General features: G+C 46.2%; 21 protein-coding genes. 5 read left to right on the forward strand and 16 right to left on the reverse strand.

Features of this window, described 5'->3' with window-relative positions; all coding sequences use genetic code 11:
* Positions 1–164: 164 nt before the first annotated feature.
* The gene (locus tag QUB44_RS20155; protein WP_333370164.1) at positions 165–854 is read left to right on the forward strand and encodes a class I SAM-dependent methyltransferase; all 690 of its coding nucleotides are present in this window, start codon (positions 165–167) and stop codon (positions 852–854) included.
* A 59-nt stretch (positions 855–913) separates the two neighbouring features.
* Here QUB44_RS20155 and QUB44_RS20160 read toward each other — a convergent pair whose 3' ends face one another.
* The 3 genes from QUB44_RS20160 to QUB44_RS20170 form a co-directional block, all read right to left on the reverse strand.
* Positions 914–1,261, reverse strand: coding sequence for a type II toxin-antitoxin system RelE/ParE family toxin (locus QUB44_RS20160; RefSeq protein WP_333370166.1), 348 nt, complete (start codon positions 1,259–1,261; stop codon positions 914–916).
* The gene (locus QUB44_RS20165) at positions 1,261–1,515 is read right to left on the reverse strand and encodes a hypothetical protein (protein WP_332985310.1); all 255 of its coding nucleotides are present in this window, start codon (positions 1,513–1,515) and stop codon (positions 1,261–1,263) included. The genes QUB44_RS20160 and QUB44_RS20165 overlap by 1 nt, the downstream gene beginning before the upstream one ends.
* A 113-nt stretch (positions 1,516–1,628) precedes the next feature.
* Positions 1,629–1,886 carry a hypothetical protein gene (locus tag QUB44_RS20170; protein ID WP_333370168.1) on the reverse strand — a complete coding sequence of 86 codons (258 nt, stop codon included), beginning with the start codon at positions 1,884–1,886 and terminating at the stop codon, positions 1,629–1,631.
* A gap of 108 nt (positions 1,887–1,994) precedes the next feature.
* Between QUB44_RS20170 and QUB44_RS20175 the strand changes: the two genes are divergently transcribed.
* The 3 genes from QUB44_RS20175 to QUB44_RS20185 all read left to right on the forward strand — a co-directional run bounded on the left by QUB44_RS20175 (position 1,995) and on the right by QUB44_RS20185 (position 4,854).
* The gene (locus QUB44_RS20175) at positions 1,995–3,125 is read left to right on the forward strand and encodes an endonuclease NucS domain-containing protein (RefSeq protein WP_333370170.1); all 1,131 of its coding nucleotides are present in this window, start codon (positions 1,995–1,997) and stop codon (positions 3,123–3,125) included.
* Positions 3,126–3,302: 177 nt separating this feature from the next.
* Positions 3,303–3,941, forward strand: coding sequence for a histidine phosphatase family protein (locus QUB44_RS20180; RefSeq protein ID WP_333370172.1), 639 nt, complete (start codon positions 3,303–3,305; stop codon positions 3,939–3,941).
* A 145-nt stretch (positions 3,942–4,086) separates the two neighbouring features.
* A complete protein-coding gene (locus QUB44_RS20185) occupies positions 4,087–4,854 on the forward strand; it encodes a YebC/PmpR family DNA-binding transcriptional regulator (protein ID WP_333370174.1) in 768 nt (255 codons plus the stop codon).
* 9 nt (positions 4,855–4,863) lie between these two features.
* Here QUB44_RS20185 and QUB44_RS20190 read toward each other — a convergent pair whose 3' ends face one another.
* The 11 genes from QUB44_RS20190 to QUB44_RS20240 all read right to left on the reverse strand — a co-directional run bounded on the left by QUB44_RS20190 (position 4,864) and on the right by QUB44_RS20240 (position 17,900).
* Complete coding sequence (locus QUB44_RS20190) at positions 4,864–5,466, reverse strand: Uma2 family endonuclease (RefSeq protein ID WP_333370176.1); 603 nt, start codon at positions 5,464–5,466, stop codon at positions 4,864–4,866.
* A gap of 120 nt (positions 5,467–5,586) precedes the next feature.
* Positions 5,587–7,461 carry an adenylate/guanylate cyclase domain-containing protein gene (locus QUB44_RS20195; RefSeq protein ID WP_333370179.1) on the reverse strand — a complete coding sequence of 625 codons (1,875 nt, stop codon included), beginning with the start codon at positions 7,459–7,461 and terminating at the stop codon, positions 5,587–5,589.
* 159 nt (positions 7,462–7,620) lie between these two features.
* The gene (locus tag QUB44_RS20200; protein WP_333370181.1) at positions 7,621–10,929 is read right to left on the reverse strand and encodes a PAS domain S-box protein; all 3,309 of its coding nucleotides are present in this window, start codon (positions 10,927–10,929) and stop codon (positions 7,621–7,623) included.
* 371 nt (positions 10,930–11,300) lie between these two features.
* The gene (locus QUB44_RS20205; protein ID WP_333370183.1) at positions 11,301–14,420 is read right to left on the reverse strand and encodes an AAA family ATPase; all 3,120 of its coding nucleotides are present in this window, start codon (positions 14,418–14,420) and stop codon (positions 11,301–11,303) included.
* A gap of 64 nt (positions 14,421–14,484) precedes the next feature.
* The gene (locus tag QUB44_RS20210; RefSeq protein ID WP_333370185.1) at positions 14,485–14,826 is read right to left on the reverse strand and encodes a type II toxin-antitoxin system PemK/MazF family toxin; all 342 of its coding nucleotides are present in this window, start codon (positions 14,824–14,826) and stop codon (positions 14,485–14,487) included.
* Complete coding sequence (locus tag QUB44_RS20215) at positions 14,819–15,199, reverse strand: hypothetical protein (RefSeq protein WP_333370187.1); 381 nt, start codon at positions 15,197–15,199, stop codon at positions 14,819–14,821. Before QUB44_RS20215 ends, QUB44_RS20210 begins: the two co-directional genes overlap by 8 nt.
* On the reverse strand, positions 15,199–15,387 hold the full coding sequence (locus QUB44_RS20220; RefSeq protein WP_333370189.1) for a hypothetical protein: 189 nt from the start codon (positions 15,385–15,387) through the stop codon (positions 15,199–15,201). Before QUB44_RS20220 ends, QUB44_RS20215 begins: the two co-directional genes overlap by 1 nt.
* A gap of 29 nt (positions 15,388–15,416) precedes the next feature.
* A complete protein-coding gene (locus tag QUB44_RS20225; RefSeq protein WP_333370191.1) occupies positions 15,417–15,662 on the reverse strand; it encodes a hypothetical protein in 246 nt (81 codons plus the stop codon).
* A complete protein-coding gene (locus QUB44_RS20230) occupies positions 15,663–15,926 on the reverse strand; it encodes a hypothetical protein (RefSeq protein ID WP_333370193.1) in 264 nt (87 codons plus the stop codon).
* A 414-nt stretch (positions 15,927–16,340) separates the two neighbouring features.
* Positions 16,341–17,378 (reverse strand): hypothetical protein, encoded by a 1,038-nt coding sequence (locus QUB44_RS20235; RefSeq protein ID WP_333370195.1) that lies wholly within the window; start codon positions 17,376–17,378, stop codon positions 16,341–16,343.
* A gap of 285 nt (positions 17,379–17,663) precedes the next feature.
* Complete coding sequence (locus QUB44_RS20240) at positions 17,664–17,900, reverse strand: hypothetical protein (protein WP_333370197.1); 237 nt, start codon at positions 17,898–17,900, stop codon at positions 17,664–17,666.
* A 208-nt stretch (positions 17,901–18,108) separates the two neighbouring features.
* Here QUB44_RS20240 and QUB44_RS20245 point away from each other — a divergent pair, with 208 nt between their 5' ends.
* The gene (locus QUB44_RS20245) at positions 18,109–18,648 is read left to right on the forward strand and encodes a cyclic nucleotide-binding domain-containing protein (RefSeq protein WP_333162786.1); all 540 of its coding nucleotides are present in this window, start codon (positions 18,109–18,111) and stop codon (positions 18,646–18,648) included.
* Positions 18,649–18,743: 95 nt separating this feature from the next.
* Here QUB44_RS20245 and QUB44_RS20250 read toward each other — a convergent pair whose 3' ends face one another.
* Positions 18,744–19,157, reverse strand: coding sequence for a hypothetical protein (locus tag QUB44_RS20250; protein WP_333370199.1), 414 nt, complete (start codon positions 19,155–19,157; stop codon positions 18,744–18,746).
* Between the two features lie 136 nt (positions 19,158–19,293).
* Positions 19,294–20,154, reverse strand: a complete 861-nt coding sequence (locus tag QUB44_RS20255) for an FAD-binding domain-containing protein (RefSeq protein ID WP_333370201.1) — start codon at positions 20,152–20,154, stop codon at positions 19,294–19,296.
* Positions 20,155–20,178 lie beyond the last annotated feature (24 nt).

The following is a 20,178-nucleotide window of genomic DNA, read 5'->3' on the forward strand; positions in this document are numbered from 1 at the left end:
TCTTCGTAGTTCATATTATTAAGCTAATTTTTTCTTTTATTTTACCTAGAAAGAGCGCACTTTCGCAAGAGGTCTAAATCAACCCGCCACAGAAATGAGATAGGAAAAAACCACCCTGATTTGAGGTAAAATGTTAAATAATTCTCTCTGCAGGACAAAGACAAGTGTCACTAAAATTGGATAAAGTAATTCCTTGGGGACGCTGCTTGGATGAATACATAGGAATGTTTAGCTTGACATCCAGTGACCTCAAGCTAGCAATTCTTGATTGTGCCGGTGGCCCGGCGAGTTTCAATGCGGAAATGACTCGCCAAGGTAAAAAGGTAATTTCTTGCGATCCAGTTTATCAGTTTACTGCGGTGGAAATTGGCGATCGCATCCAAGAAACATATCAAACTGTGATTGACGGTGTTAAGGCCAATTTAGACGGCTACCTGTGGAATAATTTTGAATCGCCCTACCAGCTAGGCGAAGTGCGAATGAAGGCGATGCAGGAATTTTTAGAAGATTTTCCATTAGGCTTGCAGCAAGGCCGCTACCTGAATGCTGAGCTGCCAGTTTTGCCTTTCGAGAACGGTCAATTCGATTTAGCTTTGTGCAGCCATTTCTTATTTGCTTATTCTCACCTGCTTTCCGAAGAATTTCATCTAGAAGCAATTACAGAAATGTGTCGGGTTGCAAAGGAAGTCCGGGTATTCCCTCTATTGCAGAGTTTTAGCGGAGAGGAATCCTATCACTTAAACCCGATCGTCGCCGAATTGAAAAAGAGAAATTTTAGGGTAGAAATTCAAGAGGCTCCTTATGAGTTTCAAAAAGGTGGCAATAAGATGCTGCGAGTTAGAGGGCGAATGTGATTCGCGGCTGCGGAGGGCATGGCAATTTGCGATCGCTTATTTCAAAAAAATTAGATAAGCTAAGCATAAGGTCCTGCCTCATCTTGGGGTTCGCCAATCGCACGCTGGAGTGCATGGCGAATGTGGATAATCCTCACCGTTGGTATAGGCTGATCGTCAAAAATAGTGAAGAGTATGCGATACGTGGTTTTACCACTGCCATACAGAAGCTGGCGAATCTCTTGGCTGAAAAATGCGTTTTCACGGGCTAAAACACAACGACGCGGCATTTCTTGCAGTGAGGAAATCGCTTTAATCAAACCCTGATACCATGCTTGAGCGCGTTCGGGAGTTGTGAATTGGGAAAAGTTCAGAAACGCTGCATCAGCTTCAGATTGAGCTGTACTGGAAAAGTCAATGCGATACATTATGCTTCCAAAGAAAGTCCGTATTTCTGGTTTTGTCTATCGACAAACTCTTCCAGAGTAGAAAACTGACCCCTATCGAAGTCATCAAGTCCGCGTTGAATCCCTTCTAATGCCTCGAAGAAATCGCTTTCATCAAAGCTAAGTCCGAACGCGATAACAGCTAGGGTAACGCTGGTTATATCTTGTCCTGTACTTTCCGCCCGTTGGCGCAGCAGTGCTTCGATTTTTGGGGGTAAGGTGAGTGTAAGAGTCATAAAAGTTATGATGAATGGTTAACTTTATTGTCTAACTTTATTTTGGCATAGGTAGCCAAAACGATCGCTTCCTAAACTATCGGCTCATTGCTTAACCCGATCGCCCGAAATACCTATCTTGTTTGTCTAATAATCTTGCAATGCCCTGAGACTTTGGGCGATCGTTTGTTCTTCGCTGAGGGGTTGGAACTCATTTGCTGTGTCAATTTCTCCCCACTGATGTCCCTCCGTTTCCGGGGCAATTTCTGCGATTGTTCAAAGTCGCTGAGATTACCGTTGGACTGATTCAGCCATGAAAGCACGATCGCCTTAACCGAATCGCTGGGCATGGCTTGAATTTGGGCGTGGAGTTGCTTTATAGATTGAGCCATTGGACAATACAGAGTCACTGATTTAATTTTAGCGCAGTGTCAAATAGTTGTGGACACTATAACGCACAGTTGCGGTAAAATTAATTAAAAACTTTAATAATTGTCAAAATGCTAAGCAGCGCCGCATTGAGGAAAACAGGGTCGGGGTGGGAATTTGCAAATGAAGAAGTGTTAGAGGATTTTGTCGAAGTTCACTTGCAAAGTTTGCTCGGTTTGACAGTCATCAAGCGGCAATTCACTGTCAACGAGCAAAGATGCGATATTATAGCGGTGGACGAGAATAAACGGTTAGTTGTGCTGGAGTTGAAAAACGGCGAAGATAGATATGTCGTTCAGCAGTTAACCCGTTATTACGATGCTTTGTTGGAACACAAACCTTTTGCCGATCGCGTGGATTACGATCAACCAGTTCGCTTAATAGCAATTGCGCCTAAATTTCACAGGGATAATTTTACAGATAGGAAGTATCACGGGCTATTTTTTCAGTTTTTGCAATTTGCGATCGTTCCTGACGAGGAAAAATTATATTTACACTTTAAAGATGTAGATGCCGAACATATTGCACGAGTAGAGATTACATATCGAGAACAATACAGCAACGAAACTCTATCTGAACCGCCAAGGTTGCTTTTAAAATTTATGCAAGAATGTAATGAAACTGAACGCGAAGGAGTTTTGAGCGTTCGCAGACAGATTCTAGGCTGTGATAGACGGGTCAAGGAACTTACTGACTCTAGTAGTATTAAGTATGGTTTCGGCAAAAATAAATTGATTGCTGAATTTAGATTTGATGCCAGACGAAATAGCCCTGCAATGTTTTTATGGCTGCCACTTCCCAGAGGATACAACAATAATAAAATCCTAGCTAGAATGAGAATTTGGACGAATTGGGAAATAGTCACAGATACAGGTTATATTCGGAAGGGAATTGGCATAATGGTTAATGAGGATGAGTACAAAGTAGGTATGGTTTCTCCTTCAGCTAAGTTAATGCCTGATACCTCCTATAGGGCATTAGGTGCCAGGGATAAATTTTTGAACGATCCAGCATACAGAAAGAATTATGTTATGAATAATTTGGCATTTTATGTGAGCAAGTATGGACGAAACTACCGTCACGGTTCGCCGTTAGCGATGTCCATAACATACTATTTTAAGATAATTGGAAAAAGTGACGAATTTACTTCTTTAGAAAGAATAGTTAATTTAGCTTTAGAATCAAGATTGGTAAAACTCTAACTTGGAAGAATTAACAAACCCGATCGCACCCCATCACCCCTTACCCAATCCACCATCCATCTGCGTCTATCTGCGTACATCTGCGGTTAAAAAAAATCTCATCAATAGCTTCGCAAGAAATCAAATTAACAAACTTTGATATAATATTACACCTAGAAGCCAAACTCAAACCAACTCATGCCACAAACAGTCTGGATCGCACGACACGGAAACCGCATCGACTTCGTTAACCCCGACTGGTTTATCACCGCAGAACACCGCTACGATCCCCACCTTTCCGAAGACGGTCACGTTCAAGCTAAACAACTCGCCAATCGCCTCAAAGGTGAAGGAATTTCTCACATTTTTGCTTCCCCTTTTCTGCGAACAGTCCAAACAGCAAATCACGCGGCAGAAGCTCTCGATTTATCAATTAAACTAGAGTGGGGACTGTGCGAATGGCTGAATCCGGAATGGATGACAGAAAGGCCGGAAACTGAGTCAGTCGAAGCTTTGTGCAGGCGTTTTCCCAGGATTGATGCTTCCTACAAAGGCGGTATTGCTAATTATCCCGAAACTGGGGAAGCTTGTCTCAAAAGGGCGGGGGAAACTGCTAAACGCCTCGCGGCTGAGTTTCCAGAAGATATGCTATTGGTAGGTCACGGTGCGTCGGTTTTAGGAACTGCGATCGGGCTGGCGGGCTGTGCAGAAACGGAAATTAACGCTTCTTTGTGCTGTTTGGTGAAAATGGTGCGGGGTGAGGGAGAATGGTCGATCGCACTTAATGGCGATACTTCTCACCTGACTGACTCTGAAGCCGTGATCCGGTTTAATTAAAGTTGAGATTCGTGCGAAAAATCGCATTTTATGCTATGTGTGTAAGGTGCGCCGAGGTGCACCCTACGTTAATCTGATCTGTGAGAATCTGGTTGTTATTGTTTAATCTCGATCGCACATTTTAAATCGAAAATCTTAAATAGGTATGGCAGGACACAGTAAGTGGGCGAATATTAAACGCCAAAAAGCTAGAGTTGATGCCGTTAAAGGCAAGGTTTTTGCTAGAATATCTCGCGAAATTATTGTCGCGGCCCGCAGCGGAGTTCCCGATCCCGCTGGCAATTTTCAACTGCGGACGGCTATTGAAAAAGCGAAGGCGGCGGATATTCCTAATGAAAACATAGAAAGGGCGATCGCCAAAGGTGCGGGCTTGGCGGGAGGAAGTTCGGATTTAGAAGCTATTCGCTACGAAGGTTACGGCGTTGGCGGGGTTGCTATTCTGATTGAAGCGCTGACAGACAACCGCAACCGCACAGCGGCTGACTTGCGAGAAGCTTTTACTAAAAATGGCGGAAACTTGGGCGAAACAGGTTGTGTGGGCTGGATGTTTGACAACAAAGGAGTTTGTACGGTAGGCGGCCCGATTGATGAGGAACAATTGTTTGAAGCGTCGCTAGAGGCGGCTGCGGAATCTTATGATTTGATATTAATTGATGAGGATACTGAAGGTGCAGAGGTATTTACAAGTGTGGCTAATTTGGAACAGTTGGCTGATGTTTTGAAACAAAAAAGTTTTGCAGTTTTGCAGTCGGAAAATCGCTGGATTCCCAGCAATACAGTGGAAATAGACACTCCTGAAAAAGCTCGATCGCTCCTGAAGTTAATGGATGCACTGGAAGATTTGGACGACGTGCAAAGTGTGACGGCGAATTTTGAAATGAGCGATGAATTGATGTCTTCGGTCATGGTTTAACAATCTAAATCACCAGATTTTTGCCATCCGCAAGACAAATCCCGGTAACTCTGGATCGCCGCTGACTGTTTCAGGATTATCTAAGATTTCAGGTTCGCGATCGGGACGGTAGATGTAGACTTTTCTGTTTTTGCGATCGACCAAAAAGCCTAGCGATACACCGTTCTCAATATATTCTTGCATCTTGTTTTGCAATTCCTTGAGATTGTCACTAGGAGACCGCAATTCAATCACAAAGTCTGGACAAAGCGGTGCGAATGAGGCTTTTTGTTCTTCAGTTAAGGCATTCCAGCGCTCTAGTTTAATCCATGAGGCATCGGGAGATCGGGTTGCTCCATTTGGCAAGGTAAAGCCGGCACTGGAGTCAAACGCTTCACCTGTGCCATCTTCTTCTGCCCAGTTCCCCAATTGTAGGGCAATCTTACCGTTTCGATTCCCTGTATCTGAAAAGGCGGGTGACATAATGATAACTTCCCCACTGGCAGTACGCTCAATTCTCAAATCGCGATTAACCAGACAGAATTCATAAAACTGTTCAACAGTCATCGATTGGATCGCAGGGAAATTGACCGTCAGTGGGACGCTTTGGGTTTGAATTAGCAGCGTCGTCATGCTTTTTCCTCAGTTGGTGCACGGGTGATAGAATACCTTGAGCTTAGACTATTTTAGCTTTGCGATCGAAAGTCTGAGTCGATCGGGGAGTCGGAGGCTTGTATCCGTTTTTGGGCGGTGTTAATAATCTTTTTTCCCAGTCAGTAAATAAGTAACCATGTATCCCTTGCCCTTAACTTGAATAGCGCCGCGCTTCTGAAAAGTATATTTATCTTTTAATATCTCGTAGGTTTCGGCGGTGACTTGAATGCAGCCGGTAATCCCGTGGGATTCCATGCGCGAAGCAATATTTACTGTGTCGCCCCAGAGGTCGTAAATAAACTTTTTTAAGCCGATGACGCCGGCAACGACAGGCCCACTGCTAATCCCAATCCGAATGCTGAAAGGTTCCGAATGTTCTAAACTCAGGAGCCTAATTTCGTGTAGCATATCGATCGCCATGTTCGCGACCGCCTCGGCGTGATCCTTTCGGGGCGTAGGCAAACCGCCGACAACCATGTAAGCGTCACCAATAGTCTTAATTTTCTCCAAACCGTGGCGATCGGCCAAGTGGTCAAAAGCCGAAAAAATATCGTTGAGCACTTCCACCACCGCCGTCGCTGAAATTCTCGACGAAAGCTCTGTAAACCCCACAATGTCGGCAAACATCACAGTTACTTCCGCAAAACTTTCGGCGATATTGTGTTCATTGTCCTTCAAACGCAGGGCGATCGCTGCCGGCAAAACGTTCAGCAGCAGTTGCTCGGATTTAGCTTGTTCTAGTTCCAACTGTAGGTAAGCAGCCTGCAACTGTTCGGCTTGGCGAATTCTTTCTCCGGCTAGCTTTTCGATTTGAGCGGTGCGGCTCAAAGCTGTCAGCATATATGTCACCGGAATCAGAGTCCACAGCATCCCCATCGTCAGAGTTCCCCAAGAGCGCCAGTGCTTGCGAATCCTGCGAATTTCCGGCGTGGCAGACACGTACATAGACCACTGGCGGCCGCTAATTTTCAGCCGCCTTTTGCAAGCTTTATACTCCGGGCCTGGATTGTCAAGAATCGGGCAGTTTGGCATAAGGGATCGTTCCGCAGCGGCTGATGCTGGAAGCACTTGTTGGCTCGCCGATTGGAACTGCACCGCAAATTGCTGAATTTGCCTCTCAGCAGGGAGATTTTTGAGAACCTGGTTGGCCCTTTGCGGTAACAGTGGCGCTGCTTCTTGCTTGTCTGGAGCCTCGCTGGCGAGATAAATATTGAGGTACTCGGTATTGCGTCCTTTTAAAGAGGTTTGGAAAATATCTTTGCCTCGAAATACGCCCAGAACAAATCCTTGTAGCAATTGGCGACGGGATTCCAGGGTAGTCGGGTTACTGCTGTTTTCGTAAATCGGAACTATTGCCAAAAGACCCTGTTCCGGGGAAGTGCCCTGAGTTAAGCCGATGTAGTTGGTGACAATCATTTCTCCTGTATCGCGCCCTCGATCGAGCGCGGCGCGGATTTCTGGGTGGGAGGCGAGGTCAAAGCCTAATACTGTCTCGTTTCCGGCTGGCGGTTCGACGTAGAAAGCCGGGAAGTATTCGGAACGCTGGAGGGCCTTGCGGAGTTCTCCTCGCGGGCCGCGCTCTGTAATCTCGAAGCTGGGATCTGTTTCGGCTCTAGCTTTGGTTTCGTAGTTGCGCCGCTCGGAATTGGGGACGCGGGGGGCCCAAGCTAGGAGTTGCAGGCTGGGGTGGACGGATAGGGGCCGGGCGACAAACCGGGCAAAAGAGGAACGCTCGACGGCGCTGAAGGCTTTCATGTAGTCGCTGAGGGCGAGAACAGTATCTAAGTCGGAGTTGAGCTGGCGTTCAATGCCGATCGAAATATCGTCAATGCGGCGGTGCATTTCGTAGTCGCGGCGCTTGTCTTCCCAGTCCCAAACCAAGGCGAATGTCAAAACCGACAGCCCGACACCCAAAGCCAGCGTCAACCCGGCTGGAATGTAGCGAGACCAGGATAAAGGTAGTTTTTTCAGCATATTTGCCTAGCGAATAAGGGCAGCAGATTAGCACACCGCTGAGTGCGATTTGTTCCGATCTCTGAGTGCGGTTAATTCAACACCCTGATAACTCAAGCACCGACGGCAATTGGGAATTAAAAGTTAGATATTTAAACTTTTAGATTAATGGACGATCGCTCAGCAGGGGATTTCAATCCAGAATTCCGCTCCCTGTCCGGGCGCTGAGATGCACTGCAGGCTTCCCTTATGTTTTTCTACCACAATCTGATGGCTGATGGATAATCCTAAGCCGGTTCCAGCCCCTACGGGCTTGGTGGTGAAGAAGGGGTCAAATAGCCGCTTGCGAACCTCTTCGCTCATTCCCGGGCCACTGTCGGCGATGCAAATTACAATGCGATCGCAATCACTGAGCTGGTTTTTACTGTGGCTTTTCAAACTAGCTTTTTTCATGAGGGTGCGAATCACGATCGTCCGAGGTTCCGGTTGGTTTTCGAGAGCATCGATCGCATTGCTGATAATATTTAGAAATACCTGGTTCAACTGACCCGCACAACAGTAAATCTTGGATGTTTTTCCGTATTCTTTAATAATTTCAATCCCGCTTTTTATACTTGCATGATGCAATCTGTGCTGCAAAATTAACAGTGTACTGTCAATTCCTTCATGAACGTCTACCAACTTCATTTCTGATTCATCCAGTCGCGAAAAGTTCCGCAGCGACAACACAATATCACTGATTCTTTCTACTCCTACTCTCATGGAATTAAGCATTTTTGGCAAGTCTTCCTTGAGAAAGTCTAACTCTAAGTCCTTAACTTTTTCAGAAATCAGAGGTACTGGGGACGGATAGCATTCCTGGTAGAGACTTAACAGTTCAATTAAATCGTGAAAATAGTTGTAGGTATGAGAAATATTGCCGTTAATAAAAGTTGCCGGATTGTTGATTTCGTGGGCAATCCCAGCCACCATCTGACCGAGACTCGACATTTTTTCGGATTGAACTAATTGGATTTGAGCGTTTTGTAGTTGTTCGTAAGCTTCTTGCAATTGGGCGGCTTGTTTTCTTAATTGAGATTCAGAAGCTTGGAGTGCGGCGGCGGAAATTTTGCGATTGGTTATATTTTCAATCATCCCTAAGTTGTAAATAGGTTGTCCTTCACCGTCTCGAATCATAGTAGCTGTCACATTTACCCAAACAATTTTACCTGTAGCGGTAATCTGGCGGAGTTCGATTTGATAGTGAGTAATTTCTCCCCGCTTAAGAGAATCAGCAACTTGGAGATTTTTGGGTGAATCTTCGGGATGCCCAAGTTCAATAAATGTTTGGGCGAGCAATTCTGCTGCGGTATATCCCAGCATTTCGCAGTAAGTTTTATTGACTCGCACTAACTTGTTATCGTCTAAATTAGCTAAGTAGATAGCGATGGGTGCATCTTCAAAAATTGTGCGAAATAGTTCCTCGCTGGCCCGGACTTTAGCTGTTAGGGAAAGCCTATCTGTGATGTCTTCAAACGTAGACAAAATGCCGACAACATTGCCTGAATTGTCGTGTAAAGGTATTTTATTTGTATCCAGACAGCGCTGGGTGCCATCGGCTTGCATTTTGAATTCTATGATGTGATATTCGGGGGTATTGGTTGCCATGATGCGGCGGTCGCAGGCTCGAAAAAATTCTGTTTCTTCCGGCTTCCAGGGCATATCGAAGTCGGTGAGACCAGCGATGTCACTGGGGTGATCGAAACCTGCGACTTTGGCAAAGTTTTTGTTGCCTCCCAAGTAAACTAAATCTCGATCTTTCCAGGCAATTAACTGAGGGATGTTATTGATTACCAACCACAGCATTTTTTTGGATGTTTCCAAGGCTTCCGTGCGTTCTAGGACGCGCTTTTCTAGTTCTTGATAAGCTTGTTGCAGGGCGATTTTTGACTCGCTGAGAGCGATTTCGGCTAGCTTGCGATCGCTGATGTCGATTGTCACTCCCTCCCACAGTATATCGCCCCCAGGCTGCAGTTCGGGGCGGGCAATGCCGCGAATCCATTTCAGTTTTCCCGATCCGGTTACGATCCGCCCTTCATATATCCAAGGTTTTAAAGTTTTCCCGGAAATTGCGATTGATTCTAACATGGGTTTTAGGTCTTCTGGATGCACCATTGACCACATTAAACCGGAGTTTTGTTGAACTTTTTCGGGATCTAATTCGTATAGTTCCCAACAGCCTGAACTTACATAAATGAATTCATCGGAACCGCCGGGATGCAGCAAGTATTGATAAATCATTCCCGGCACGTTGGCGGCCATTTTTTGGAATCTGGCTTCGCTTTGTCGCAGTGCTGATTCTGCAAGTTTGCGATCGCTAATGTCAATCAACAAGCCGTCCCAAATAATGTCACCTTTTTCGCCCTGTTCTGGCCGGGAAGCCCCGCTAATCCACTTAATCCGATCGCCCGGAAAAACAAATCTGCCTTCCCACCGCCAAGGTTCTAAAGTTTTAGCTGAGATAGCAACAGATTCCTGGAAGCTTGGCGCATCGTCTGGATGAATCATTTCGATCGCGGGAATAGCTGAATTTTGGAGTTCCTCTGGTTCTAATTCCCAGAGATCGCGGCAGCCGGAACTGACGTAGGGGAATGACATAGCGCCGTCTGCTGCTAACTGAAATTGATAAATCATCCCGGGAACGTTGGCGGCTAGTTTTTGAAATCTCGCTTCGCTTTGCCGTAGTGCTGTTTCTGCTTCTACGCGATCGGTAATATCGTAAAATGCCGATAAAATTGCGGCTTCGCCATTAAAATTAATCGCTCGCATCGACATTTTTACCCAAAAAAAACTGCCATTTGCTTTCTTGAGGCAGATTTCTTCGCTGTCGCTAAAGCCGTTTTGTTTGACTAATCCTATCAATTGACGGCGGTCATTGATATTGGCATAAAGTCCAATCTTTTTGCGTCCGATAAGTTGTTCATAACTCAAACCTAAACTTTCACCGAGAGCAGGATTTGCATACAAAATTACGCTGTCTTCTAGGCGCGTAATTAACAGGGGAACGGGAGTCGTACTGGCGATCGCCCGCAATCTTTCTTCGCTTTCTTCCCTGGCTGTTTCGGCTGCTACTCTTTTGCTAATATCGTTCTGAACTCCAATAAAATGAGTTAATTTTCCCTCGTTGTCTAGGATAGGGGAAACCATTAATTCGTTCCAAAAAGGAGTTTTGTCTTTGCGATAATTTTTGAGAACTACCTGAATTTCCGTTCCCGATCGTAAACTGCTGCGAAGTTTGTCTAATTCGGCCTGATCGGTATCGGGGCCCTGCAAAAACCGGCAGTTGCGTCCAATAACTTCTTGGGCACTGTAACCGGTCAGTTTCTCAAAAGCAGGATTGCAGTAGATAATAGGTATGTCAGGCTTGCGAGCATCGGCGATGAGGATGCTGTTGCTCGACGCTGCGATCGCCCGTTCTAGGAGAGACAGGTTGAAAGAGTCTGTTGTCATCTGTGGCAATATCCAAATTCCCAGGGAGGGGACAGAACAATAAAAATTTATAAATAGCTTGAGCCATTCTTATTGTATAATTTTATTTTCAATTTAGCTTTTTTAACAAAGTCAGCAGCCCAAAAAAGCCGACGGGGGAGACGACTAATACCATTTTAGATTTTAGATTGGCAATGACTGATTCCATTATGGTTGGGGGGACGGGCAGACTATTACCTTCTTTTGGGGAATTTAGTATAACCAAAGACATTCGGCACTCATCCAGAAAACAGAAGGTGAAAATAGCGAAGGGGGAAAGAAAACAGAAGGTAAAAATACTGATATTTTCAACTTTTTTTCTTCTCCTCCTTCCATCCGGTTCATCAACCCTTTTAAATAGACAAGCTGATGCAAGAACCCCGAGCAGTTTTGCTTACTTCAATCCTGGCTTGAAAAGCTTCTTTCAGGTGGGGCATATGGGTAACGGTGAGGATGCAGGCGAAGTCGGAGGCGATCGCATTAATTGCAGCAATCAGCCGATCGCACCCTTCAGCATCCTGAGTCCCGAACCCTTCATCAATAATCAACATTTGCAAAGCCGTGCCCGCCCGCTGAGACAGCAGTCTCGCCAGCGCCAGCCGAATCGCAAAATTAATCCGAAAAGCTTCACCGCCCGAGTAAGTTTCGTAGGCGCGAGTCCCGCGAGCATCAGCAATTAAAATGTCTAAAGTGTCAATCAATTTAGTTGCTTTTTTAGAAGCAGCAGCCCGCTGAGTAATAAATTGAACGTGCAATTGATTGGCGCTCAATCTGGACAATATCTGATTGGTTTCAGCTTCTAGTTGAGGCAAAACATTTTCAATCATTAAAGCTTGAATGCCGTTTTTACCAAAGGCTTGACCCAACTCTTGATAAACTCGCTGCTGGCGTTTGGCAACTTGCATTTGCTCTTTTTGAGCTACTAGCTGAACTTGCAGAGTTTCTAGATTTTGCTGCTGCTGCTGGAGGCGTCCGAGACTTCCCAAATGTTGGTCTAGCTGCTGGCGGCGGCGACTGATTTGCTGTTCGATCGCACTTATGCGGGCTGTGGGATCGGGATGTTCTTGCAATTGCTGGTTCATCGCGGAAGTTTGAGCGCTGACAGCTTGCAAATCTCGATCGCGCACTGCGATGGAATTTGCTATTTCATTAACCCGCTGCTGCACTTGCGGGTACTGCACAGTTGCCGAGCGCAATTTTTCGGCGCGCGCGATCCAAAACTGCGATCGGCGCATTTCGCTGCGGACGTGTTCGTGCTGTTCCAAATTATAGCCAACTTCCGCAATGTATCTATCTAAAGACAGAATTTGCTGCTGTATTTCCGAGCTATTTTTTTGCTGTTCTAACTGTTGCTGTACGGTGGCTAATTGAGTTTGCAAATCCGGGCGGCGGGCATTAATTTTATTCAGTTTCTGCTGAGCGTCTTTGATTTGAGCTTGCTTAATTTCCGCCCACCGCAAGCGCTTTTCATCGCTGCGGGCGAGGGAGTGGCTGCGATCGCTGTAATTGAGCTGTTGCAGTTGCTGTTCGATTTGCTGGAGTTCGCCCAAATCATCGGCTGCATACTCGCCGGTGCGTAGCAACCGCTCTATTTCTGCAGCGTCTTGACGCATACTTTGCAGCCGGTTTTCGTCTTGGCCCAGGCTATCTAATTGTGCTTGTAAATGACTGCGGCGTTCCCGCAATTCTTGGTAGGGCGCTAATTCCTCTTCTAGTTCGCGGTATTCATGTCTGAGGACTTGAATTTCGCGCTCGGAGACGGCCAACTGTTCGCGGACAACCCACAGTTGGTTCCAGATTTCCTGCTGTTGGGTGTGGTGTTTTGTGACTACCAAATTCCAGTAGTGTTCGTCTAAAGGTCGATCGCACAAAGGACAATTGCCAAAATTTGCATCCCGCACCATTAAAGGCGAATTCGATGGCTCGTTTTCCGCAAAATTCGAGGCTTTACCTTCACCTGCGGTTTTTTCTCCTTCATGTTTCCGCAGCAGTTGCAGTTTTTGGTCGATCTCGGCGAGTCTGGTTTGATAGTCGCGGCTTTTGGCTTGCAGGTTCCCTAGAAAGTCGTGCCTTTCTTGACCTTTTTCGCGGACTCGCTGCTGATAAACTCGCTTGTTTTCCAACTGCACAATTTGATTGGCGATGGCCGAGATTTCCTGCTGTAATTGTGGCTGTCGCTGCTGCTGCTGAACTTGCACCTGTCGGTTGATTTCGTCTAAGCGGGCGGTTAAACCGGCGCGGGCGCGATCGAGCTTTTGTTGCTTTTGCTGCTGCTGTTGTAACAGCGGCGAAACTTGCAGTTGCAGTTGCTCTAGTTCGTTGAGGCGCGATCGAACTGCTTGCAACTGTGCGAGTCCTTTGTCAACCTCCGGCTGCTGTTTGAGAATTTCCAGAACATCTTTTTCATCCTGTTCTAAAACTTCTAATTGAGCTTGCAACTGCTGAATTTTGCTTTGCAAAAAGCTCAGTTCTTGCCGCTGCTGTTCTTGCAATTGTTGGCGCTGATTTTGGGCTTGTTGATTAACCTTGAATTTTCCAGCCAGACTTTCTTCTGTGGCTTGCAAGCTGTGGAAATACGCGATGCCTGCTGTTATTTCATTTTCTTGTCCTAGGAGGGCTTGCAGCTCATTTTGCTGCTGTTTGGCTGCGTTGAGTTCCTGCTGCAAGCGGCGGCATTCTTGAGTGATATTGTAGTGCTGTTGCTGGTGGCCGGCGAGGAGTTTTTGCCAAGTTTGGCGGTTGTGGTGCTGGAGTTGCAGTTGCTGTAACTCGGTTGTGTCGGCTTGCTGCTGCTGCTGAAGCAAATCGGTTGCTTGCTGCAATTGAGTTTGTTCGGAGGCGATCGTCTCTTTTTGTTGCAGTTGCTCTTGTACGGTTAGCAAACTCTGTTTGAGTAGATCGACTTGAGCTTTAAATTGTTTGGACGTATCCTTGGCTTGGTCGGATAAAGTATCGTAGGAGTCGAGTTTGAGCAGGTTGGCTAAAACTTGTTTGCGTTCGATCGGCTTTTTGAGCATAAATTCATCAGCTCGCCCCTGCCGCAAATAAGCCGAATTGATGAAAGTATCGTAATCTAGTTTGATGTGTTCGAGGATTTTTTGCTGAGTTGTTCTCAGCCCCTTGTCTGTGAGCGTGCGAAAATTAAGTTTTTCCTCACTCTCGGCAGAATTCAAGCTGACTTGAAATTCCAAACTTCCCGATTGTCCGCGCCGACGGTTGCGAATCACCCGGTATATTTGGCCGCCGGTGGAGAAAGTGAAATCAACGCGCACATCTGTTTCGCCGATATGGATGATATCGTCTTCCGTATCGCTGCGGCAACAGCCCCAAAGTGCCCAGGATATGGCTTCTAAGAGGGAGGATTTGCCAGCACCGTTAGGCCCGCAAATGCAAGCGGTGTGCAGGCCGCGAAAGTCTAAAGCAGCTTCGCGATAGCTGAGAAAATTTTTGAGTGTAAGTTGTATAGGAATCATTTAGGCCATCGCGCCATACAATCTATTTATAAATAACACTATTTGTACGCTGTTGCCTAGTTATTCAATCCAGATCGAGAACAATTGTCAGTGCTTCTGCAATTTCTTCCATAATTGTCTCGGACAGGGTTCCGAGTTGCCGGACAAATCTTTGTTGCGAAACGGAACGGACTTGAAAAGTATCGGCGGCGGAGAGTTTCGCCAAGCCATTTTCTGATGTCGGTTCGAGCTGCACCATCCAATCAAGCGGGGAAAAAAGATCGTTCCATGCTGTAATTGGAACAATTACTTTGAGCCGCAAAATTCCCACTTCATCATCGCTAACAACCACAACAGGTCTAGTTTTGCCGATTTCATCTCCCACCGTTGGATCTAGTCTGACAAGCCAAATTTCGCCCTTACGCATTAGTTTCTACCCCTGCGCTCAGGTATTCTTCCTCGGAATCGAAATACGGTTCGCTGTCGGGCGACCACAAATCGTGAAGCGGCCCTCCTGGTTCATACAAGGGGGCTGCTGCTTCTGCTGCGGCTCTGAGTTTCCGTTTTCTCTCAGCTTTGCGCTGGGCTTTTTCTTCTATTTCTTCGCGCATCATCCGCGAAGCTGTTTCGATGATTTCTAGGCGTTCTTCTGCTGTCAGATTTTTGAGTGCTGCTAAGATTTCTGTTTTAGTCACGGTTTTTTCGGGTGGTTTGTGAGAAAGTACGATCGATCCTGGAGCATCCCGATACTCGGCTACAAAGGAGATTTGTGCGGTTTTTACTGTACGGGCTTGCGACATTAGGGGTAGTTGTTGGGATTTTCAACTATCAAACCCTCACTTGTTGCTGCTGCATTCACCTCCCCGTCAGCAGATACAAAAGTCATCGCAGGCAAACTGTTAGCTGTGCAAAGGTTATTTATGCCACAGCCTGTTGCTAGCTGCACAGCATCATAGCCTCGCAATCCGTAGGTTTCAGCTAATGCCATTGCAGAGTTAATAATGCTTTCGGTGAATTCTACAACCTGATACTCAGATTGTAGGTCACTCCTGAACTGATTGCACGCTGCTGTAGCATCTGTCGCATTGATACTTCTGCCGCGGACTTTCTGGTAATTGAAGCAACAATTTCAACACTTGTAATAGCAGCAATCAATATATCGTTGTTAAGTGCAGGATCGCACAAACTCAAAACCCATGCCGAACCTATTTCATTAATGTAGCGTTTGACCAGCGCACTGCTATCTACAAAATAAATTGTCATCTAGTGGCGTTCCTCAATAATTGTCTCAGAAACAGGCTTGCCCTCTACCTGAATTAGTCGCCGTTCTGTTTGCTGACTCCCAGAAGAATGCTTGATTTTTTTGACTAAACCAGAAGTTAACAGCGCTTGGTGCAATTTTGTCCGTTGAGCAGTTTGTTCTTTCTGGGCCAGATATATCCCTATAGCGCGCTCTAGTTGCTGTAGTTCTAGCAGTTCCAGAGTGTCAAGCTGATTGAGGATTTTGTTGAAGATTCCCTGCGGCATAGGATTCTACTTTTTACGCTTGGCTAGTCTGTCTATAGCAAGTCTATTTGAGTCGTGAATGTAGAACCACCTGAAACGTTTGTGATGATTGAATCCATTGTTTACAAATCAAATGGTTTTGCTATATTATACAACTATCAGACTTGCGCGCTGTCACGAATATTCCGGCTTTCTGGACTTAGATTGATGGCTGAAACGACCTATTATCATTCATTGATCGGGCTTGTGCGTCCAGGACGAGTAAAGAAACCAGGTTTCTACGAAGATTTCCAACCCTACATTACCGCTCTGTGCTTATGGCGCACCCTACATTGATCGCATAGGCAGATTTTCCATCATCAAAAAGGGTTGACTGTATTCCTACAGCCAACCCCGCACATATTTATTTGTCCTGCGTTTGCTCAAACAGCAACACTACCTGGCAATATTCGGGAACGTATAGCCGACACCGACTAACAATCCCACTTCAGCTCCGTCTACAAAACCAACATTCAGTCCCGCTGTTGCTGTAAAATTTCTCGTCAGCGGCACATCTACACCCCCCGAAATCAGGAAGCCCAAAGTACCGTCATCCCCGGTAGAAATTATTACGCCAGCACCTGCATAAGGAGCAGCAGTAATCACAAAATCCTCGGTGACTTCGACGGTCTCTTGAGATACAAAATCGAAGGTAACGGGAACTAGAAAAGCTAAGTCGTCCTGGAACAAAACAGTCGGTCTCACCGACAAATTGTTTGTCAAACCGATTTTGCTAATAATGGCAAATGAACCGTCGCCTAAGGCTGAATCTCCGCCAAAACCTAGATTGCCGCCAATGCCGATGTAGCTGGGCCCAGAACGGGTAGCTCGGCCTGGTCGAATTTGAGTTCCCTGAGCCACTTTTTCAGTTGCTTCGGAGACAGTTGCAGGTTTTTCAGCAACTTTCGGTTGGTTTGTCAAAGCTGAGGCGGAAGTGCTGACAGGATTGCTCAACAATTCTTGTGCTGTTTTGACTTCTTTTTCTTCCTTCGTTGCTGTTACTTCAAGATTATTGCTTTGGGCAACAATTGAGCTAGGTCGATCGCTCTTTTTGGCAGTCTCGACTTTTGACTCAACTTTGACACCATTGTCAGCAATTTTAGCGGTTTCTTCCGACTTTTGGATCTCAGCAGCAATGGATGTATTTGGCGTTGTTTCTGTCTCAGCAATTTCAGATGTTGCTGCTTCCGATTTTTCGGGTGCAGCAATAGATACTGGCAAGTTGGCTGCCGGTTCAGAGGCGACTGGCTCTGCAGCTTCTGCTAGTTCGCTCCAACTGATTGAATCAATTTTTTTATTACTAGCCGTTGTTTCTGCGTCGGGTTTAACTGCTGAAGTTGCCGTCGGCTCAGAAATTTGGTCAATATTTTGAGCGGCTATTGTTGCAGTTGTAGCGACATCGGGCAAGTTGCCAGTTTCAGCTTTCGCTGACATGGTACTGCAACAAACAGCTAAAGCTGCAAGATTTATTAACGCAAAAGTAGACTTGGAAAATAGACTATTCATAGAAACTCCTCAATGAAGGGTGTGTTAAAAGTGTAAGTGTTTGAGGGCGACCGTCGAGAGCTTTGCTAAAAAAAGACACAAATATGAGTTGTGTTGTTCCTAGATTGGCACTCAATCGTTGAAGAGTCAACTCTCAAGCTGATTAGATTTAAGAACCGACGCCCGGTTTAGAGGCTAATTTTAATTTACAGATCGATCGGCAAAAAATCAATCCTAGGGATGATTGCACCCTTGCTCCTGTTTAATTGATGGGTCGATCGCGCGTCTGGCTTGCATTCTACAAGACTGTACTTGGGGGCGCTGCACTCGCAGCCACGCCGGAAAAATCCGGTTTTTGAGGGCGCACCAGCTCGAAACCAAGAGACAACAAGCTTTCAAAACTGTTTTGGCAGCCCCGCCGTCCACCGCAAGTGCAGTTAATACAACGCGATCGGCTGCTGCACAGTCCATGACAATTAATGTAGAATAATACCACCGATCCGAGAAATATTTGTGGGTCGATCGTGTAAAAATTACGGAATTTTATGAAAATTGTGTAAAATTTAGTGTTCTATTTGTAAAGTTTAGCCTTCGCTTTCGCTCAGGGTCTGACCATCTCACAACAGCACGCAACTAAACAAGTAAAAAAATACAAATTATTTCATCTCAACCTGACTTTATGAGCAAAGTTCTAGTCATATTAGGCGAATTGAGCGATCGCGACATCGATTGGATGCTCGCCAACGGCACCCGCACCCAAGTCCTCCCCGGCACCACCCTCATCACCGAAGGTAAGCCCTTAGACGCCCTGTACATAGTTCTGGAGGGAACTTTGAGCGTTTCTGTATCATCTTTGGGCGACAAAGAAATTGGAAAAATTATTTCCGGGGAAGTTTTGGGCGAAATGTCTTTTGTAGACGGGAGGCTTCCTTCTGCTAGCGTCACGGCAATTGAAGAGTGCCTCATCCTGTCAATTCCCCGGCGGCTGCTAACTGAAAAACTAGAGAAAGACGTGCTTTTTTCCCTGCGGTTTTATCGGGCGATTACCAAATTTCTGTCGTCGAGACTGCGGGGTACAGTCAAACGTTTTGGCGATGATAGTGATGGTTTAATATATCAAGAGCCCGACGACGAGGGCGCTATCCCGGAAAATGTCGAAAATCCCGATTTGGCGGCATCGAGATTTCAATGGCTGTTGGAGCGTTTGAAGGGGAGTTGAAGTTTGGCAACGAGCAGTGTACAGGATTTAAGGGATTTAACACGAATTCCCAGTTACCATTTTGTAGTTACCAATTCCCAATTCCCAATTCCCAATTAGAAAACATATTTTTCAGCGACGCGCCAATAGCGAGAAAAACGCTTCAAATCAATGTAACCATCGTAGCGGACAAAGGGTTCGGGTGGCAAAACTTCTACTGGGTGCGATCGCTTAATTTCCCGGCAAATATCCTGAAACCGAGGACTGGGACTTTCTGCCGTCACCACTTGATTAGCGCCGGATTCTTTAGCAAAAGCGATAACTTCTGCAGCCACATCCCCCCGCCGAATAACTACCGGCAACTCCAGCAAACATTCGTAAATAAACACCATTCGTTTGAGACTCAACTGCCATTCATCAATGAGCGCATCATCCCAAACCCAGATTGCCGGTGCCTGTGGGTGCGCTTGAAAAGCCGGGCCTTCAGGACTCAAGCAGTCACCGTGCAGCCAAATAATCGGATTGTTCATAAATTAGTAATTGTTGACTGTTGACAGTTGACAGTTGACTGTTAACTGTTAACTGTTGACTGTTGACAGTTGACTGTTGATAACTAATGACTAATGACTAATGACTAATGACTAATGACTAATGACTAATGAATTTTTAATTTCTGCTACCTTTTTTAGAGCCTTGCCAACTTTTAGAACCGCCACTACGATCGACCTTTTCGCCATGAGGAAACAACTTCCCTTCCAAATATTCGTAAGTTCCCTCAAAATCGCATTGCCCATACAGAGGACAATCGCGACAATAAACCGCCTTAGTGTAACGCTCCAAATTTTCCCGATTAAAAAAATAAGGTTTGTGACTAAAAGTGCTCGCTACCCACTGCCAAGAAAGATTATTGCTCGCCGGATCTCCATCTAGCAAATGTTGTAAAAACCAGCGAGCTCCGGCTTGCCAACGCACGCGGCGCCAGTGTACGAGATAAGCGGCAGTCCACATCCGCTGGTGATTGTGCAAATAACCAGTTTCTCGCAACTCGCGGCTGAAACTGTCGATGCAAACCAAACCAGTCGTGCCCTCGACGACATCCTGTGGCAGAGTTTCGCTGTAATCTTTAGCAGTGTAACCAGTTTTGTAGGGTTCCCGGTCTTGCCAAATGCCCTTGCCCAATTCGGCGTACAGTCGCTGCCAATAATCTCGCCAACCCAACTCGTTGACGAGTTTTACGGCCTCTTCTGGATGCCGCACCTTCTCCAGTACGGCATCCCGGACTTCCGCAAGACTCAAAACTCCGTAGCGCAAATAGGGCGACAAGCGCGTTACCGCACCGTTGAGGAAATTGCGGGTTGAGGCGTATTTGCCGGGGTCAATTTGTTGCAGGGCTGTCTCGGCTGCTTTCCGCCCGCCTGGGGTTGGGGGTAGGCTGCTGTCCCGGCCGGTGGCTTCGGGGAACTGTTCACGCACGTAGGCAATTAATTCGTCGCGGCTGGCAAATTCCCGCTTCATGTCCTGACTCATTGTTTTCTCAAGCGCCTGCTATTC

Source organism: Microcoleus sp. AT3-D2, from assembly GCF_036705715.1.
Taxonomy (GTDB): Bacteria; Cyanobacteriota; Cyanobacteriia; order Cyanobacteriales; family Microcoleaceae; genus Microcoleus.